Origin of the sequence: Variovorax sp. IB41 (assembly GCF_016405905.1) — a bacterium.
In the GTDB taxonomy this organism is placed as follows: domain Bacteria; phylum Pseudomonadota; class Gammaproteobacteria; order Burkholderiales; family Burkholderiaceae_C; genus Variovorax.
Map to the genome: position 1 here is coordinate 106,594 of NZ_JAEFCB010000016.1, position 15,423 is coordinate 122,016.

Annotated in this window: 16 protein-coding genes; 10 read left to right on the forward strand and 6 right to left on the reverse strand. The window is 69.6% G+C overall.

Annotation, left to right across the window (positions count from 1 at the left end):
- Positions 1-63 precede the first annotated feature (63 nt).
- Entirely contained in the window at positions 64-1,023 is a 960-nt protein-coding gene (gene thiL / locus JC881_RS24385; RefSeq protein WP_198788301.1) for a thiamine-phosphate kinase, read from the forward strand.
- On the opposite strand, the gene JC881_RS24390 is transcribed toward thiL, so the two are convergent.
- Positions 1,024-1,734, reverse strand: coding sequence for a DUF3053 domain-containing protein (locus tag JC881_RS24390; protein ID WP_198788302.1), 711 nt, complete (start codon positions 1,732-1,734; stop codon positions 1,024-1,026).
- Positions 1,735-1,771: 37 nt separating this feature from the next.
- Positions 1,772-2,680 (reverse strand): LysR family transcriptional regulator, encoded by a 909-nt coding sequence (locus JC881_RS24395; RefSeq protein ID WP_198788303.1) that lies wholly within the window; start codon positions 2,678-2,680, stop codon positions 1,772-1,774.
- Positions 2,681-2,782: 102 nt separating this feature from the next.
- Between JC881_RS24395 and JC881_RS24400 the strand changes: the two genes are divergently transcribed.
- Complete coding sequence (locus JC881_RS24400) at positions 2,783-3,790, forward strand: Bug family tripartite tricarboxylate transporter substrate binding protein (RefSeq protein ID WP_198788304.1); 1,008 nt, start codon at positions 2,783-2,785, stop codon at positions 3,788-3,790.
- A gap of 37 nt (positions 3,791-3,827) precedes the next feature.
- A complete protein-coding gene (locus tag JC881_RS24405) occupies positions 3,828-5,534 on the forward strand; it encodes an FAD-dependent oxidoreductase (protein ID WP_198788305.1) in 1,707 nt (568 codons plus the stop codon).
- 7 nt (positions 5,535-5,541) lie between these two features.
- On the opposite strand, the gene JC881_RS24410 is transcribed toward JC881_RS24405, so the two are convergent.
- Complete coding sequence (locus JC881_RS24410) at positions 5,542-6,963, reverse strand: MFS transporter (protein WP_198788330.1); 1,422 nt, start codon at positions 6,961-6,963, stop codon at positions 5,542-5,544.
- Between the two features lie 277 nt (positions 6,964-7,240).
- Here JC881_RS24410 and JC881_RS24415 point away from each other — a divergent pair, with 277 nt between their 5' ends.
- Together JC881_RS24415 and JC881_RS24420 are read left to right on the forward strand one after the other, a co-directional pair.
- The gene (locus tag JC881_RS24415) at positions 7,241-7,768 is read left to right on the forward strand and encodes a phosphatidylglycerophosphatase A family protein (RefSeq protein ID WP_198788306.1); all 528 of its coding nucleotides are present in this window, start codon (positions 7,241-7,243) and stop codon (positions 7,766-7,768) included.
- A 7-nt stretch (positions 7,769-7,775) separates the two neighbouring features.
- The gene (locus JC881_RS24420; RefSeq protein WP_198788307.1) at positions 7,776-8,294 is read left to right on the forward strand and encodes a CinA family protein; all 519 of its coding nucleotides are present in this window, start codon (positions 7,776-7,778) and stop codon (positions 8,292-8,294) included.
- A gap of 15 nt (positions 8,295-8,309) precedes the next feature.
- Here JC881_RS24420 and JC881_RS24425 read toward each other — a convergent pair whose 3' ends face one another.
- Complete coding sequence (locus JC881_RS24425) at positions 8,310-9,494, reverse strand: Acg family FMN-binding oxidoreductase (RefSeq protein ID WP_233102008.1); 1,185 nt, start codon at positions 9,492-9,494, stop codon at positions 8,310-8,312.
- A gap of 35 nt (positions 9,495-9,529) precedes the next feature.
- Between JC881_RS24425 and JC881_RS24430 the strand changes: the two genes are divergently transcribed.
- Genes JC881_RS24430 through JC881_RS24440 form a run of 3 tightly spaced genes read left to right on the forward strand, consistent with a single transcriptional unit; the run spans position 9,530 to position 10,483 of the window.
- Entirely contained in the window at positions 9,530-9,652 is a 123-nt protein-coding gene (locus tag JC881_RS24430; protein WP_332875283.1) for a hypothetical protein, read from the forward strand.
- Positions 9,653-9,677: 25 nt separating this feature from the next.
- Complete coding sequence (locus JC881_RS24435; protein WP_198788309.1) at positions 9,678-10,175, forward strand: nuclear transport factor 2 family protein; 498 nt, start codon at positions 9,678-9,680, stop codon at positions 10,173-10,175.
- Positions 10,172-10,483, forward strand: coding sequence for a GNAT family N-acetyltransferase (locus JC881_RS24440; protein ID WP_198788310.1), 312 nt, complete (start codon positions 10,172-10,174; stop codon positions 10,481-10,483). Before JC881_RS24435 ends, JC881_RS24440 begins: the two co-directional genes overlap by 4 nt.
- On the opposite strand, the gene JC881_RS24445 is transcribed toward JC881_RS24440, so the two are convergent.
- Together JC881_RS24445 and JC881_RS24450 are read right to left on the reverse strand one after the other, a co-directional pair.
- A complete protein-coding gene (locus JC881_RS24445; RefSeq protein WP_443083372.1) occupies positions 10,473-11,663 on the reverse strand; it encodes an MFS transporter in 1,191 nt (396 codons plus the stop codon). The two genes, JC881_RS24440 and JC881_RS24445, sit on opposite strands and share 11 nt — an antisense overlap.
- 327 nt (positions 11,664-11,990) lie before the next feature.
- Positions 11,991-12,773 carry a UPF0149 family protein gene (locus JC881_RS24450; RefSeq protein WP_198788312.1) on the reverse strand — a complete coding sequence of 261 codons (783 nt, stop codon included), beginning with the start codon at positions 12,771-12,773 and terminating at the stop codon, positions 11,991-11,993.
- A gap of 56 nt (positions 12,774-12,829) precedes the next feature.
- Here JC881_RS24450 and JC881_RS24455 point away from each other — a divergent pair, with 56 nt between their 5' ends.
- Together JC881_RS24455 and JC881_RS24460 are read left to right on the forward strand one after the other, a co-directional pair.
- Positions 12,830-14,527 carry an FMN-binding glutamate synthase family protein gene (locus tag JC881_RS24455; protein WP_198788313.1) on the forward strand — a complete coding sequence of 566 codons (1,698 nt, stop codon included), beginning with the start codon at positions 12,830-12,832 and terminating at the stop codon, positions 14,525-14,527.
- Positions 14,524-15,423, forward strand: coding sequence for a hypothetical protein (locus JC881_RS24460; RefSeq protein WP_198788314.1), 900 nt, complete (start codon positions 14,524-14,526; stop codon positions 15,421-15,423). The genes JC881_RS24455 and JC881_RS24460 overlap by 4 nt, the downstream gene beginning before the upstream one ends.

The window sequence follows — 15,423 nt, forward strand, 5'->3', positions numbered from 1 at the left end:
GGCGGTTCGTGGCGAAATCGATGCGTCCATCACTGGCCCACGCACCCCTTATGCTCCACCCCCATGGGTGAATTCGACCTGATCACACGCTATTTCAAACGCCCCGCCAAGCGCTCCCCGCTGGGCGTGGGCGACGACTGCGCATTGCTTGCGCCCGCGCCGGGCATGCAGCTGGCGGTGTCCTCCGACATGCTGGTCGAGGGGCGGCACTTTCTCTCGACCGTCGAACCCGCACGGCTGGGCCACAAGGCGCTGGCGGTGAACCTCAGCGACCTCGCGGCCTGCGGCGCGAAGCCGCTGGCCTTCACGCTCGCGCTCGCGTTGCCGGGCATCGACGAGCACTGGCTCGAAGGCTTCTCGCGCGGCCTCTTCGCGCTCGCGGACGAACACGGCTGCGAACTCGTGGGCGGCGACACCACGCGCGGCCCGCTCAACATCTGCATCACGGTCTTCGGCGAAGTGCCCGCCGGCGCGGCGCTGCTGCGCTCGGGCGCGCGGGCCGGCGACGACATCTGGGTCAGCGGCACGCTGGGCGATGCGCGGCTGGCGCTCGAGGTGTTCCGCGGCACGATCGCGTTGCCTGCTGACGCGTTCGCACAGGCCCGCATGCGCATGGAGCAACCCACGCCGCGCGTGGCGCTGGGGCAGGCATTGCGCGGCATCGCCTCGTCGGCGGTGGATGTGAGCGATGGGCTGGTGGGCGACCTGGGCCACATCCTCGGATCGAGCCAGGTCGGTGCCACGCTCGATGTGGATGCGGCCGTCGGGACGGTTGCGGCCGCCGGCACGACGGGCCTGAGCACCGAGACGCTGCGCACCTGCGCGCTCTCAGGCGGCGACGATTACGAGCTCGTGTTCACCGCGCCGCCCTCGGCGCGCGCGGCGGTCGAGCAGGCCGGCAAGGACAGCGCCACGCGCGTGACGCGCATCGGCCGCATCGAGGCCGAAGCGGGCCTGCGCATCGTGGACGCGGGCGGCGCGCCGGTGGCGCAGCGCTTCGGCTCGTTCGACCACTTCGTCTGATCAGCTCCCGCGCACCATCGCCTGCATCTTGCGCTGGGCCGCATTGATCGCTGCCGACTGGCCATTGAGGTTCTGCAGCATCTTGTTGAGCTCGGCCTGCACGGCCGGATCGGTCACGGTGACCGACGCGCCGGAGATCTGGATCTTCGACTTGTTCTGCTGCAGGAAATCGCCCACGGCCAGTGCGCCGTCGAACGTGGTGTCCAGTGCGGGGAACACCTCCTTGAAGGTGGCGGCCGGCGCCGAGACGGTCTTCTCGTAGGCCTTGTCGTAGACCTGCTTCAGGTCATCGGGTTGCTTCAGTTGCGCGCGTGCGGCATCGGCCTTGGCCAGCTGCTGGTCGAGCGCGGTGCGCAGGCCCGCCAGGCCCTCCTTGGCGGCCTTCAGGTCGTCGCGGCGCGTGGCCAGGTCGCCGATGGAGCGCAGCGCGCCCTTGGCCATGACGTCGCCCATCGGCTGGCTCACCGACTTGTTCATGCCTTCGTTGAAATCGGTGATCACCGCGTAGTGCTTGGCGTAGTCGCCGAACGATGTCTTCTGCTCTTCGCTGGGCGAGGGCACGCGAAGGCCGGGCTTGTCGAGCACGCGGGTCTGCAGGAATTCGATGAAGGCGGTGCGCTGCTCGGCCTCCTTGTTGCCGCAGGCCGCGAGCGCGAGACTGAAGGCCAGGACGAGCGACAGGGCGCCCATGCGTTGAATGAAAGCTCTCATGGGACGGGCCCTCCCCGATTTTGTGTGGATCTAAAAATTATAGAGAGCGCTTGATGGCATCGATCAGCGCGCGCGCCGCGACCGACAGCGAATGGCCGCGCTTGGTGACCACCGAGATGTCGCGCGAGACGCGCGGCGCGCTGAGCACCTTGATCACCAGCGGCGGATCGTTCGCATCGCGCGCGAAGGCCGAGGGCATGATCGATGCGCCCATGCCGCTGGCCGTCATCCAGAGCGCCGTGGAGAGAAAGGACACCTCGTTCACCACGTCCAGCGCCACGCCCGCGTCCGCCGCGGTGCCGTCGATCAGCGGGCGCACGCCGTAGCCGGGGCGCACGGTGATGACGGGGTGGCCGCCCAGGTCGGTCCAGCGCACCACGCGCGCCTTGGCCAGCGGATGGTCGTTCCGGCACACGAGCGCCAGGTGGTCGCGCATGAGCCGCTGCACCTCGACCTCGGCGCCGGGCCGCTCGGGGGTGCCGATGCCGAAGTCCACGTGCTCGCCCAGGATGCGCGAGATGAACTGGTCGGGCGCGCAGTCGTTGACCATCACGCGAACTTTCGGGTGCTCTTCGCTGAAGCTGCGGATCGCCGCGGGCAAGAGAAAGGTGGCGAGCGTGGGCGTGATGGCCAGCGAGACGCGCCCCCGCTCGAGCGTGGTCAGCTCGCGAAAGCCGATGGAGAGCGAATCGACGTCGCGCAGGATGCGCTCCGCGGTGGCGAGCATTTCGTCGGCCGCCGCGGTCGGCTTGAGCGAACGCGTGGTGCGGTCGAACAGGCGCGTGCCCAGCCCTTCCTCGAGCTGGCGGATCAGCATGCTCACCGCCGACTGGGTGACGAACAGCCTTTGCGCGGCCGCGCTGAGCTTGCGCAGCTGGTGCACCGCGAGGAACGCGCGCAGCTGGCGAATCGTCGGGCTGAACGTAGGACTGAAGTTTTCATTCATAAGGAGAACTGATATTTGATACGAAATTTCTCGATTTACGAATGAATTTCCGCAGCGTTCAATCGCTCGAAACCAAGTAAAAGAAACAATCAAGGAGTCCGAATGACAGCACCGATCGCCCGCCAGGCGCCCAAGCTTCGCAGGCAATTGTTGCTGGCCACGGCCTGCACCCTCCTGGGCACCGCCGCCCTGGCGCAAGCGCCCAACGCCGATTTCCCCACCCACCCGATCCGCATGGTGGTGACCTTTCCGCCCGGCGGCAGCGCGGACGCCGTGGTGCGCATGCTGGTGCCCCGGCTGAACGAGAAGCTGGGCCAGCAGATGGTGGTGGACAACCGCCCCGGCGCCGGCGGCAACGTGGGCCTCTCGCTGGTGGCCAAGGCGCCGGCCGACGGCTACACGCTCGGCCTGGGCGCGGCCGGCGCGCTCACCGCCAACGTGAGCCTCTATGCGCAGATGCCCTTCGACCCGGTGAAGGACTTCAAGCCGGTCGGCATGGTGGCCGCCACGCCGTTCGTGATCGTCGGGCATCCCTCGGTGCCCGCGCGCACGCTGCCCGAACTGATTGCGCTGGCCAAAGCCAAGCCGGGCACGCTCTCGATCGGCCACGGCGGCAACGGCACGGCGATGCACCTGTCGACCGCGCTCTTCGCGCAGATGGCCGACGTGAAACTCATCGAAGTGCCCTACCGCGGCTCGGGCCCGGCGGCGCTCGATGCGCTCGCGGGGCAGGTGCAGCTGGCCCTGGTGGACCTGCCCGCGTCGCTGCAGCAGATCAAGGCCGGCAAGCTGATCGCCTTCGCGGTGACCAGCGCGCAGCGCGTGCCGATGCTGCCCGACGTGCCCACCGTGGCCGAGGCGGGCCTGCCGGGCTACGACTCGACCGGCTGGTTCGGCGTGGTGGCGCCGGCCGGCACGCCCGCACCCATCGTGGCGCGGCTCAACGCGGAGATCAACGCCGCGCTCGGCGACGAACAGATCAAGGCCGCGATGCGCAACCTCGGCGCGGAGCCCGCACCGAGCTCGACCGAGGCCTTCGAGGCCTACATCCGCAGCGAAACGAAGAAGTGGGCCAAGGTGATCCAGGTCGCCAACATCCGGCTCGACTGACAAAACCGAAGACAGAGACAACAGGCAAGAAGGCACCATGAGCGACACGACATTGAAGGCGGACGTTCTCATCGTCGGCGCGGGCCCCGTGGGCCTCACGCTCGCCATGGACCTGGCGTCGCGCGGCGTCTCGGTGATCATCTGCGAGACGCGCCGCTTCGCCGAGCCGCCGAACGTGAAGTGCAACCACGTGGCCTCGCGCACCATGGAGCAGTTCCGGCGCCTGGGCGTCGCGCAGAAGCTGCGCGATGCGGGGCTGCCCGCGGACTATCCCAACGACGTGGTGTTCCGCACCACGGTGACGGGCGCCGAACTCACGCGCATTCCCATCCCGTGCCGGCGCGACCGCTACACCGAGACCGAGGGCCCCGACGCGTGGTGGCCCACGCCCGAGCCGCCGCACCGCATCAACCAGATCTACCTGGAGCCCATCCTGCTCAAGCACACGGCGGCGCTGCCGGGCGTGCAGCTGCTCAACCGCACGCAGTTCGCGGGCTTCACGCAGGACAAGGACGGTGTGACCGCCATCGCCACCGAGATGGACGGCGGCGTCACGCGCAGCATCCGCTGCCGCTACATGGTCGGCTGCGACGGCGGCAGCTCGGCGGTACGCAAGCAGATCGGCGCCAAGCTCGAAGGCACGGCGGTCATCCAGCGCGTGCAGTCCACCTTCATCCGCGCGCCGCAGCTGCGCGCCATGATTCCCGGCAAGCCCGCGTGGTCGTATTACGCGATGAACCCGCGCCGCTGCGGCACGATGTTCGCCATCGACGGGCACGAGACCTGGCTGGTGCACAACCACCTGAACGCCGAAGAGCCCGAGTTCGATTCGGTCGACCGCGACCAGGCGCTGCGCGACATCCTGGGCGTCGGGCCCGACTTCACTTATGAAGTCATCAGCAAGGAAGACTGGATCGGCCGGCGCCTGGTGGCCAACCGTTTCCGCGAAGGCCGCGTGTTCCTTGCGGGCGATGCGGCGCACCTGTGGGTGCCGTACGCGGGCTACGGCATGAACGCGGGCATCGCCGATGCGCTGAACCTCTCGTGGCTGCTGGGTGCCTGCGTGCAGGGCTGGGGCGACGAGTCGATGCTGGACGCCTACGAGGCCGAGCGCCAGCCGATCACCGAGCAGGTGTCGAACTTCGCGATGGACCATGCGCAGAAGATGATCCGCGCACGCCGCGCCGTGCCGCAGAACATCGAGGCGCCCGGCCCCGAGGGCGAGGCGCTGCGCGCGGACATCGGCAGCGAGGCCTACGCGCTCAACGTGCAGCAGTTCTGCTGCGCGGGGCTCAATTTCGGCTACTTCTACACGGGCTCGCCGATCATCATCGCGGACGGCGAGCACACGGCGCCCCCTTATTCGATGGGCGACTTCACGCCGTCCACCGTGCCCGGCTGCCGCGCGCCGCACTTCTGGCTGGCCGACGGCCGCTCGCTGTACGACGCGTTCGGCCCGGGCTACACGCTGCTGCGCTTCGACCGCAGCGTGGACGTGCGGCCGCTGGAGCGCGCCGCGCAGACCTACAACATGCCGCTCACGGTGCTGGACATCGAGACCGCCGAAGTGCCCAAGGCCTACGCCCATCGCCTGGTGCTGTGCCGCGCGGACCAGCACGTCGCCTGGCGCGGCGCGCACCTGCCCTTCGAGGTGTACGACCTGGTGGCCATCCTGCGCGGCGATGCCAAGCGGGTGCGCGAGCGCAAGCGGGCGCTGGCGTGGGAAGGCGTCGCCGCGGCCTGAGCGTTGCCTAGCGGCGTGCCGCGACCACGCGGTACGCCAGCCACACGGCCAGCGCAGGGGCGAGCGCAAAGCTCGCGAACAGCCACGCCGCGGCCGACTGCGCACCCTCGACGCCGCCCGGCAGCGTGAGCCCCGCCGCATTGGCCACCAGCCCCGCCACCGCCGCGCCCACGGCCATGCCATAGAGCTGGATCGTCGTGATCGAGGCGGAGGCCAGCCCTTCTTCGCCCTTGGGCGCCAGCGACAGCACGCGCGTCACCAGGTGCGGCCAGCCGATGCCCACGCCCAGGCCGACGATGGCGAGCGCCAGGGCGACCAGCACGGTCTCGTTGACCGCCCCCAGATACCCCGGGAACGGCAGCAGCAGCGCGAGCGCCACGAGCCCCAGCGTGCAGGCCACGGGACCGGCGCGCAGCATGCGGTCGGCGCCTGCGCCGCTGCGCCCCGACGAGAGCAGCGAGCCCGCGCTCCAGCCGCCGGCCATCGCGGCCGTCAGATACCCCGCCGCAAGCGGCGAATGGCCGTGCAGCAACTGCAGGAAGTACGGCACGAAGATCTCGGTGGTGGTGCCGACCAGCAGCAGCGCGACGCTCGCATAGATGGCGCCCAGCGGCGCGCTCAACGCGTAGGCGCCGGTCGGCAGCAGCCGCACCGTGGCGCGGCGATCCACGCGCGTGGCGACGACGCCGATGGCCAGGCCCAGCACCACGCCCACCGCCTGCCAGGCGAGGTCGGACAGCAGCCCGCTCGCCGCGATCACCAGCACCGAGGCGGCCAGCAAGCCGATCTGCAATGCCGGAATGCGCGGCAGGGTCGCCGGACGCGCATGCCGCACGCCGGCGCCGGGCCGCAACTGCACCACCACCAGCAGCGCCTGCGCCGCGGCCACCGGCAGCAGGAACCAGAACGCCCAGCGCCAGTGCCCCGATTGCGCGAACAGCCCGCCCACCGCCGGCCCGCACAGCGTGGCGACGCCCCACATGCCCGACACCAGCGCCACCGCGCGCGGCCAGAGGCGCGGCGCGAACACCAGTTGGATCAGCGCATAGCTCAACGCCGCGAGCATGCCGCCGCCCAGCCCCTGCACCGTGCGGCCGGCGAGCATCCAATGCATCGCCGGCGCGAGGGCGCAGCCCATCGAACCGGCGGTGAACACGGCCAGCGCCGCCAGGCACGCGCCGCGCGGGCCGAGCATCGCGAGGAGGCGCACCGAGAGCGTCGCCCCGAGGATCGAGCCCACCACGAAGAGCGTGGTGCTCCATGCGTACCAATCGAGCCCGCCGATTTCGCGCACCACCGAAGGCAGCACGGTGGTCACGATGTGCACGTTGACCGCGTGCAACGCGACGCCGCCGGTGAGCGCCAGCGCGCGCCAGCCATTGCGGCCGGTAAAGAGTTCGCCCCACCCGGCCGTGGCCGGCGGCGAGATCGGGGAAGGCGCGGAAGGATCGGAGGAAGAGGAAGAGGAAGAGGAAGAGGAAGAGGAAGAGGAAGAGGAAGAGGAAGAAGAAGCGGCGGCAGGCGGCATGGCGGACCCGAAAGACTGGAAGGAGCCCGGATACTAGGCGCCCCCATTCAATTAAACAAGTTATTGCTTTGATAAATAAAATCCACCGTCCGAGGAGTCCGGCGCCCGGATGCGCGACACTTCGGGCCTGATGCAAGCCGCTTCTCCTTCTTCCTCCCACGCCCCACTGTCCGGCGCCATGCCGCAACCTTCCATCCGCCGCCCCACCCTGCGCTTTCTGTTCGGGCACCCCGCGCACGCCATCGCGCTGGGCTTCGGCTCGGGCCTGCCGCGTTTCGCGCCCGGCACCGTGGGCACGCTGTGGGCCTGGGTCGCCTTCGCGGTGATGCAGCTGTGGTTCACGCCGGCCACCATCGGCTGGATCATCCTGGCGTCGCTGCCCATCGGCTGGTGGGCCTGCACGGTGACGGCGCGCGACATGAACCTGGCCGACCCCGGCGCCATCGTGTGGGACGAGGTCGTCGCCTTCTGGATCGTGCTCTGGCTGGTCACGCCGGCCGGGCTCTTTGCGCAGGCGATCGCCTTCGGCCTCTTCCGTTTCTTCGATGCCGCCAAGCCCGGCCCGGTGGCTTGGGCCGATGGGCTTTTCAAGCAGCGCGACGCCGCACAGGTACGCTGGTGGCGCGCGGGCTTCGGCATCATCCTGGACGACCTCGTGGCGGCCTTCTGCACGCTCTTGGTCATTGCGCTCTGGCGCGCATGGTGAACCTCTGATGGATTCTTCTTCGACCCTGTTGCCGCTCTCCGAGCAGGACACGCCCGCGCTGGTCGCCGCGGTGGCTCAGCGGCTGCTGAAAAAAGGCTGGCTGCTCTCGACCGCCGAGAGCTGCACCGGCGGCCTGATCGCCGCGGCCTGCACCGAGCTGGCCGGCTCCAGCGCGTGGTTCGAGCGCGGCTTCATCACGTACTCCAACGCGGCCAAGACCGAGCTGCTGGGCGTCGATGCGGCATCGATCGATGCCCACGGCGCGGTCAGCGAGCCGGTCGCGCGCGCCATGGCCGTGGGCGCCATCGCGCGCTCGGCCCCGTCGCGCGCGGCCATCGCGGTGACCGGCATCGCCGGCCCCACGGGCGGCACGCCCGAGAAGCCGGTCGGCACGGTGTGGTTCGGCTGGTCGGTCGACGGGCAGCTGCGCACCGAGCGCCGCCGCTTCGACGGCGACCGCGCCACGGTGCGCGCGGCCACGGTGCACTACGCGCTGCAGACGCTGGTGGAACTGCTGGGCGACTGAGCCCGGCGCCGGCCTTCAGGCCATCATGAAATCACCGATGGCGCGGCGCGGCGCGGCCTGCACCGGCGCCATCGGATAGCCGAGGCGACACATCATCTGCAGCGTCGGGCTGCGCGCATTGCGCGGGGGCTCGGCGCCCAGCAGCAGGTCGTGCGCCGCGGCGTGGTGCGGCGCCATCTCGGCGAATTCCTCCAGCGGCTGGCTCATCGGGTGCAGGCCCACGCCGAGCTCGGTGGCGCGCAGTTGCTGGCGCACATAGGCGCGGCCCGCGGCGACCTGGTCGGTGCGGCTGTTGCCGCGCGTGCTGAGCCAGACGAAGCCCATGGCTGTGTGGGCCTGGTCCTCGAACACCTGGAGGGTCTCCTTGAACGACTCGCTGTCTTCCGGCGCGGGCACGTTACGGTCGAACTGCCCGAACGCGATCGCCAGGCGCAGCGCCGGGTCGTTGCGCGAGAAGCCGTCGCGGTGTTCCAGGATCTCCTGCGGCCCGACGCGCAGCATCCGCAGGTTTTCCAGCGCGGTGCCGGGCGTGACGATCTCCACGCGCGCGGCCGCCGCGCAGAGCTTGCGCAGCACCCGCACGCGGGGCATGTCGACCGTGCCGTCGGCCCGCACCACGCCGCCCACGGGCGCGATGGCGGTGAGCCCCTGGAGCATGTCGGCCGACACCGGCCGGCCCATGTCGAAACGCTGTTTCGGCGTGCGGCGCCTGAGCACCTGCGCGAAGAGCGGATCGGGCGCGCCGCCACCCGACAGCCGCAGCCGCGCCACCGGAATGTGCGGCCATTGCCGCGGCTCGCTCGGCAGTTCGCCCTGCGGCCACAGCTGCACGCTGGCCAGGATGCCCTGCTGCGCGAGCGCCATCCCCAGGAGTTCGATGAAGGCGCCGTGGCCGATGAGGGCCTGCCGCCCGTAGGGGTCGGTCTCGGGCAGCAGCCGCTCGCGGTCGCAGTAGAGAACGATGGCATCGGGCTCGCGCAGGTCCACCAACCACGGCTGGCAGTTGTACGCGGTCGGTGCGGTGACCGCATAGGCCACGGCGCGCCTGCGCGGATCGGGCTCGTTGCCGGGCCCGTTCCATATCTCGAGCGCGGCCGCCGGAATGTCGGAGTGAAGCCACCAGGTTGCCAGAGCAACCGCGCCTGCCGCCACCACAACACCGCCTCCCAGCAGCCGGACAAAGTTTCTTCTTTCATCCATTGCCGGCATTATCGAAAGGCGCCATTCAATTCACAATGCGTCAACGTTTGATCCCCTCGCTGCCGGTTTGGCTCGCGGTGCACCGCGAGATCCGAACAGACCGGCGCATCCGCGCCGTCTATGATTTCCGCGCGCGCGACGTCCCGGTGTCGATCTGACTTCCCCAAAACTCCAAGAGGCCTCATGACAGCAGCCACCAATGCCCAGACCATCGAGCGCTTCTACAGCGCGTTCGCCCGGCTCGACGCCGCCACCATGGAGGCCTGCTACGCGCCCGATGCGGTGTTCGACGACGAGGCCTTTTCCCTGCGCGGGCGGCGCGAGGTGGGCGGCATGTGGCGCATGCTGACCACCGCCACCAAGGCCAAGGGCGCGGACGTGTGGCGCATGAGCTTTCGCGACGTGAAGGCCGACGACACCACGGGCAGCGCCCATTGGGACGCGCACTACCGCTTCAGCGCCACGGGCCGGCTGGTGGACAACAGCATCGACGCGCGCTTCACCTTCACGCCCGAGGGGCTGATCGCCACGCACCGCGATACGTTTCCGTTCTGGACCTGGTCGCGCCAGGCGCTCGGCACGCCGGGCCTCCTGCTGGGCTGGACGCCGATGCTGCGCAAGAAGGTGCGCGCCACGGCGGCCGGCAATCTTTCCAAATTTCTTTCGAGCCAACCCTCATGAGCAACGACATCGTCTTCACTTCCAACGAAGCGGCCCACCGCTACGAAGCCACCATCGACGGCCAGCTCGCGGGCTACGCCGAATACAACCTGCTGACCGACGCGATCATGTTCACGCACACCGAGGTGCTGCCTGAATTCGAAGGCAAGGGCGTCGGTTCGGGCATCGCCAGGCACGTGCTGGGCGAGGCGCGCGCGAAGGGGCTGCATGTGATTCCGGTGTGCCAGTTCATCGCGGGGTACATCCGCAAGCACCGCGAATACGCCGACCTCGTGCGGCCGGATATCCAGCGCGCCTTCAAGATCTGACGGTCATCACGGCCTTCGGCGCGGGCAGCCACGCGAAGGCCGCGATGCCCAGCACCAGCAAGGTGGCGATGGTGCCTAGCACGGCCGTGAGCGGATCGCCGCCATGCGCCGCAGCGATGGAAGCCGCGACGCCGGTGCCCCACTGCATCAGCGCAACGCCCAGGAACATCGCCATCGTGAAGACGGCCATCGCGCGCCCGGTGAGCGTCACGGGATACGCCACGCGCACGTCGGCGTACTGCCACACGATGAAGCCCGAGAGCACGCCGATCAGCACCATGCCGAAGATGTCGAGCCACGCCGAGTGCAGCACGGCGATGAGCGCGAAGAGCGCGGCGTAGACCAGCCCGCAGATCACGATCCAGCGGCGGCGCGCGGCGCCGTCGCGATCCAGCCGCCCGAAGAGCGGCGCACCGACGAGCGAGATCACCGACACCGCGAGCGCGACGTTGCCGCTCTGCACGAGCGAGTAGCCGTGGCGCTCCATCATCAGCGGCCCGAGCCACAGGCCCCGCAGCGAAATGAACGCGGCATACGTGACCGCGCCGAGCACCATGATGCCCAGCGTGTGCGGCATCGCGAAGAGGGCACCGAACTGGCGGATCGCCTGGGGAATCGACTCCTTCACCTGCGGCACGGCCGAGGCGGGCTCATGCACCCAGTACCAGATCGCGAGCCACGCGAGCGCCGCGGCAACGGCCAGCACGAGGAAGCCCGCGCGCCACGAATACGCCTCGACCAGCCACGCGAGCGGCGTGCCGGTCGCCAGCATGCCGATGCCGCCGATGGCCAGCACCATGCCCGAGACGGTGGCGAAGCGCGCCGCCGGAAAGTGCCGCGCGATGAACACGGTGCACACCAGAAAGGCCGGCGCGCAGCCCACGCCGATCAGCGCCTGCCCCGCGACCAGCACGAGATAAGTGGACGCCACCGCCGAGAGCAGCGCGCCGGCGATGGCGATCGGAAAGGCCACGAGCACCGTGCGGCGCACGCCGTGCAGGTCGATGCCGATGCCCATGAAGAGCTGCATTGCGCCAAACGCGAAATGAAAAGCCCCCGAGAAGATCCCGAGGGCCTGGGCGGAGAGCTTGAAATCCGTCTGCAGCGGGCTCGCCATGATGGCGCCGACTGTGCGGAAAGCCTGGCTGAGTGCGACGCCTGCGCACAGGGCGAGGACCATGACCCAGGCGGCGCGGGGTGTCAGGGGCTCTGCTGCGGGGGTCATTGGGGGCGCTCTTGTTCAGGGCGCGTGCACAGGCCACCGGGTACTCCCCTCCGCGAATGTCCCCCGGCTTCGCCTCCTCCTTGATTTCGCTGCGGGGAGCACCCGATGCCCTGCGCACACAGGGCGCTGTCGTTGTGCTGGCCGATCAACGACCGCACTGCATGACGAGCACGCCGATGGGGTGCCTTGCGCAGCGAAATAAAGGAGGAGGCCGAAGGCCGGGGGACATTCGCGGAGCAAGGCACCCCGTCGGCGGGATCGCGCCCTGAACGGAGCCCCCAGTCACTCACCGTGGCACTTCTTGTACTTCTTGCCGCTGCCGCAGGGGCAAGGATCGTTGCGACCGGGCGTCGCTTCCTTGCGGATCGTCTCGACCTTCGGCCCCAGGCTCTTCCAGAGCTGGCGCAGGTCGTACACCGCCCAGATGGCGGCGCCGAAGTCGTCCAGCCGCTGCTGGCTCACGCTGGGCGGCGCGTCGTCGCTGTACATCGAGAGCGTGGGCTTGGCGGTGTCGTCTTCGGTCAGCGCGACGATGTTGTCGAGCGCGTCGTCCAGCATCTGCGCAGCGTCCTTGTCGCGCGGGGTGGCCCAGTCCTCGGGCCAGTTCTCGACCGCGTACATGAAGCCGAGCGCCCAGACTTGCGCGAACGAGGGAATCTCCTCGCCGGCCACTTCGGCGCGCTCTTCCTCGGGCAGCGAGGCGATGGCGCCGCGGGTGTCGAGCACCTCGGGCTGCCAGCTGCGCTCGTCGTCCAGTGTCTCGACGGGGGCGTCCAGGCCCTCTTCGATCTCGCGCCAGCGGCGCTTCCAGTTCCAGACGAATTCCATGTGCTGGGCGGCAACGAAGCTGTCGCCCAGCAGCACGGGCCAGTATTCGGTGGGCGCGATGGGCCGGCGGGTGCAGATCAGCGCGGCCATGAAGCCCTCGCAGAACTCCCACTGGGGGATTTCCTCGTCGTGCTCGCGCATGGCGTCCAGCGCGGTGTCCAGGGCATCGAAATCGTCGGGGCCGAGGGGTTCCTGGGCGGGGGCGGGGGGAGAAGAGGTGTCGGGAGAAGTCGTCATGGCAGGTTCGGGGCAGCCCTCTATGATGCAGCAGGCTCCCGGAGTCATCTATTTCTATGCCCACGATTATTCCGTTTCCGGCGCGCTACAGCGCCTTTGCCTTGTGCGTGGTCGGCCTGGTCGCCTGCCTGGCCTTCGGGCTGGTGTCGCCGCACCTCTGGCTCGCCTGGACCGGCGTCGTGGTCTTCGCGGTACTCACAGGTACCGGCATCCACGACCTGCGGCAGCCGCGCCACGCGATCCTGCGCAACTACCCGGTCATCGGCCACCTGCGCTTTCTGCTCGAATTCATCCGCCCCGAGATGCGGCAGTACTTCATCGAGAGCGACTCCGAAGCGGCGCCCTTCTCGCGCGCGCAGCGCTCGCTGGTCTACCAGCGCGCCAAGGGCGAGCCGGACAACCGCCCCTTCGGCACGCAGCTGAACGTGACCATCGCGGGCTACGAGTGGATCAACCACTCGATGCAGCCGACCAAGCTTGCGAACCACGACTTCCGCATCGTGATCGGCGGCACGCCGCAGCCGGTCGGCGCGAACCCCGCACAGGTCTGCACGCAGCCGTACAACGCCAGCGTGTTCAATATCTCGGCAATGAGCTTCGGCGCGCTGTCGGCCAACGCGATCCTCGCGCTCAACCAGGGCGCCAAGATGGGCGGCTTCGCGCACGACACCGGCGAGGGCTCGATCTCGCAGCACCACCGGGTGCACGGCGGCGACCTGATCTGGGAAATCGGCTCGGGCTACTTCGGCTGCCGCAACGACGACGGCACCTTCAATGCCGAGCGCTTCACCGCCAATGCGCGCGACCCGCAGGTGAAGATGATCGAGATCAAGCTGAGCCAGGGCGCCAAGCCCGGCCACGGCGGCGTGCTGCCCGCCCCCAAGGTCACGCCCGAGATCGCGGCCGCGCGCGGCGTGCCGGTGGGCGTGGACTGCATCTCGCCCTCCTCGCACAGCGCGTTCTCCACGCCGACCGAGATGATGCATTTCGTCGCGAAGCTGCGCGAGCTCTCGGGCGGCAAGCCGACGGGCTTCAAGTTTTGCCTCGGCCATCCGTGGGAATGGTTCGGCATCGTCAAGGCGATGCAGGCCACGGGCATCACGCCCGACTTCATCGTGGTGGACGGCGCCGAGGGCGGCACGGGCGCGGCGCCGGTGGAGTTCAGCGACCACGTGGGCGCGCCCCTGCAAGAGGGCTTGCTCCTCGTGCACAACACGCTCATCGGCGTGAACCTGCGCCACCGCATCAAGATCGGCTGCGCGGCCAAGGTGATCACCGCCTTCGACGTGGCCCGCATGATGGCGCTGGGCGCCGACTGGTGCAACGCGGCGCGCGGTTTCATGATGGCGCTGGGCTGCATCCAGGCGCAGAGCTGCCACACCGGCCACTGCCCCACGGGCGTGACCACGCAGGACCCGCTGCGCCAACAGGCGCTGGTGGTGCCGACCAAGGCCGACCGGGTGCGCAACTTCCACCGCAGCACGCTGCATGCGCTGCAGGAGCTGGTGCAGGCCGCGGGGCTGGACCATCCGCAGCAGATCACCGCCCACCACATCGTGCGCCGCATCTCCGACACCGAGGTGCGCCTCCTGAGCAACCTGGTGATGCAGGTGCAGCCGGGCGCGCTGCTCGGGCCGCTCGATGCGCAGCACAATGTCTTCCGTACCTACTGGCCGCTGGCCAGTGCCGAGAGTTTCCAGCCTGTGACGCAGGGGCCCTATGGCCTCGTCCCGGGCTTTGCAATGGCCGCATGAACCCACTGAGACGAGGCGCTTCGACGCGCCTGCACAGCGCGAAAGGCGCGGCTTCGGCGCCGGCGCCGCTCGACGCGCTGCCCACGCCCCCGTCGCCCGGCGACTACGCCGAGTTCCTTCGCCTCACGCTTCCGAAGCAGGAGAAGAACGTGGCGAGCCACCGCCTGGGCAGCGAGCGCGTGTGGCTCAAGAAGGCCGGGCCGCGCCACGGCAAGTGGGGCTACCGCGTGATGGCGGCGGTCGCGCGCATGGCGCGGCTGGACATCATCAAGCCGGTGCCCAACCCCGGCGGCGAAGCCGCCATCGCCACTGAAGCGCGGCGCCTGAAGCAGCTCGCGGCCGCGGGCCTGCGCGTGCCGACGGTGCTGGCGCAGCAGCCCGATGGCCTGCTCATTTCCGACCTCGGCGAAAGCGGCCGTGCCACCGTCGTGCTGCAAGAGCGCCTGGACCAGGCCGCTGCGGCAGGCCCCGCCGCGCTGCTCGCCGTGTGGCGCGAAGGTCTCGCCGCCATCGCGGCCGTGCACGTGCGCGGCCAGCACCTGAGCCAGGCCTTCGACCGCAACCTCGTGCAGTGCCCCGACGGCGTGATCGGCTACATCGATTTCGAGGACGACCCCGCCGAGGTCATGACGCTGGCCGAATGCCAGGCGCGCGACTGGCTCAGCTACCTGCACTCCACGGCCATGATGCTCGAGGCCGCCGCGCCGCAGGCCGCCGGCCAGCACTGGCACGCGGCGCTCGCCACGGTGAACGAAGAGGTGCGCGAGCGCATCGCCAATGCGGCGCGGCGCATGAAGTGGGCGCGCAAGCTGCCCGCCAGCCGCCGCTGGGGCCGCGACACGCAGCGCGTGCGCGCGGTGGCGCGGCTGCTCGGGCGCTGGCACGACCCCGCCTGA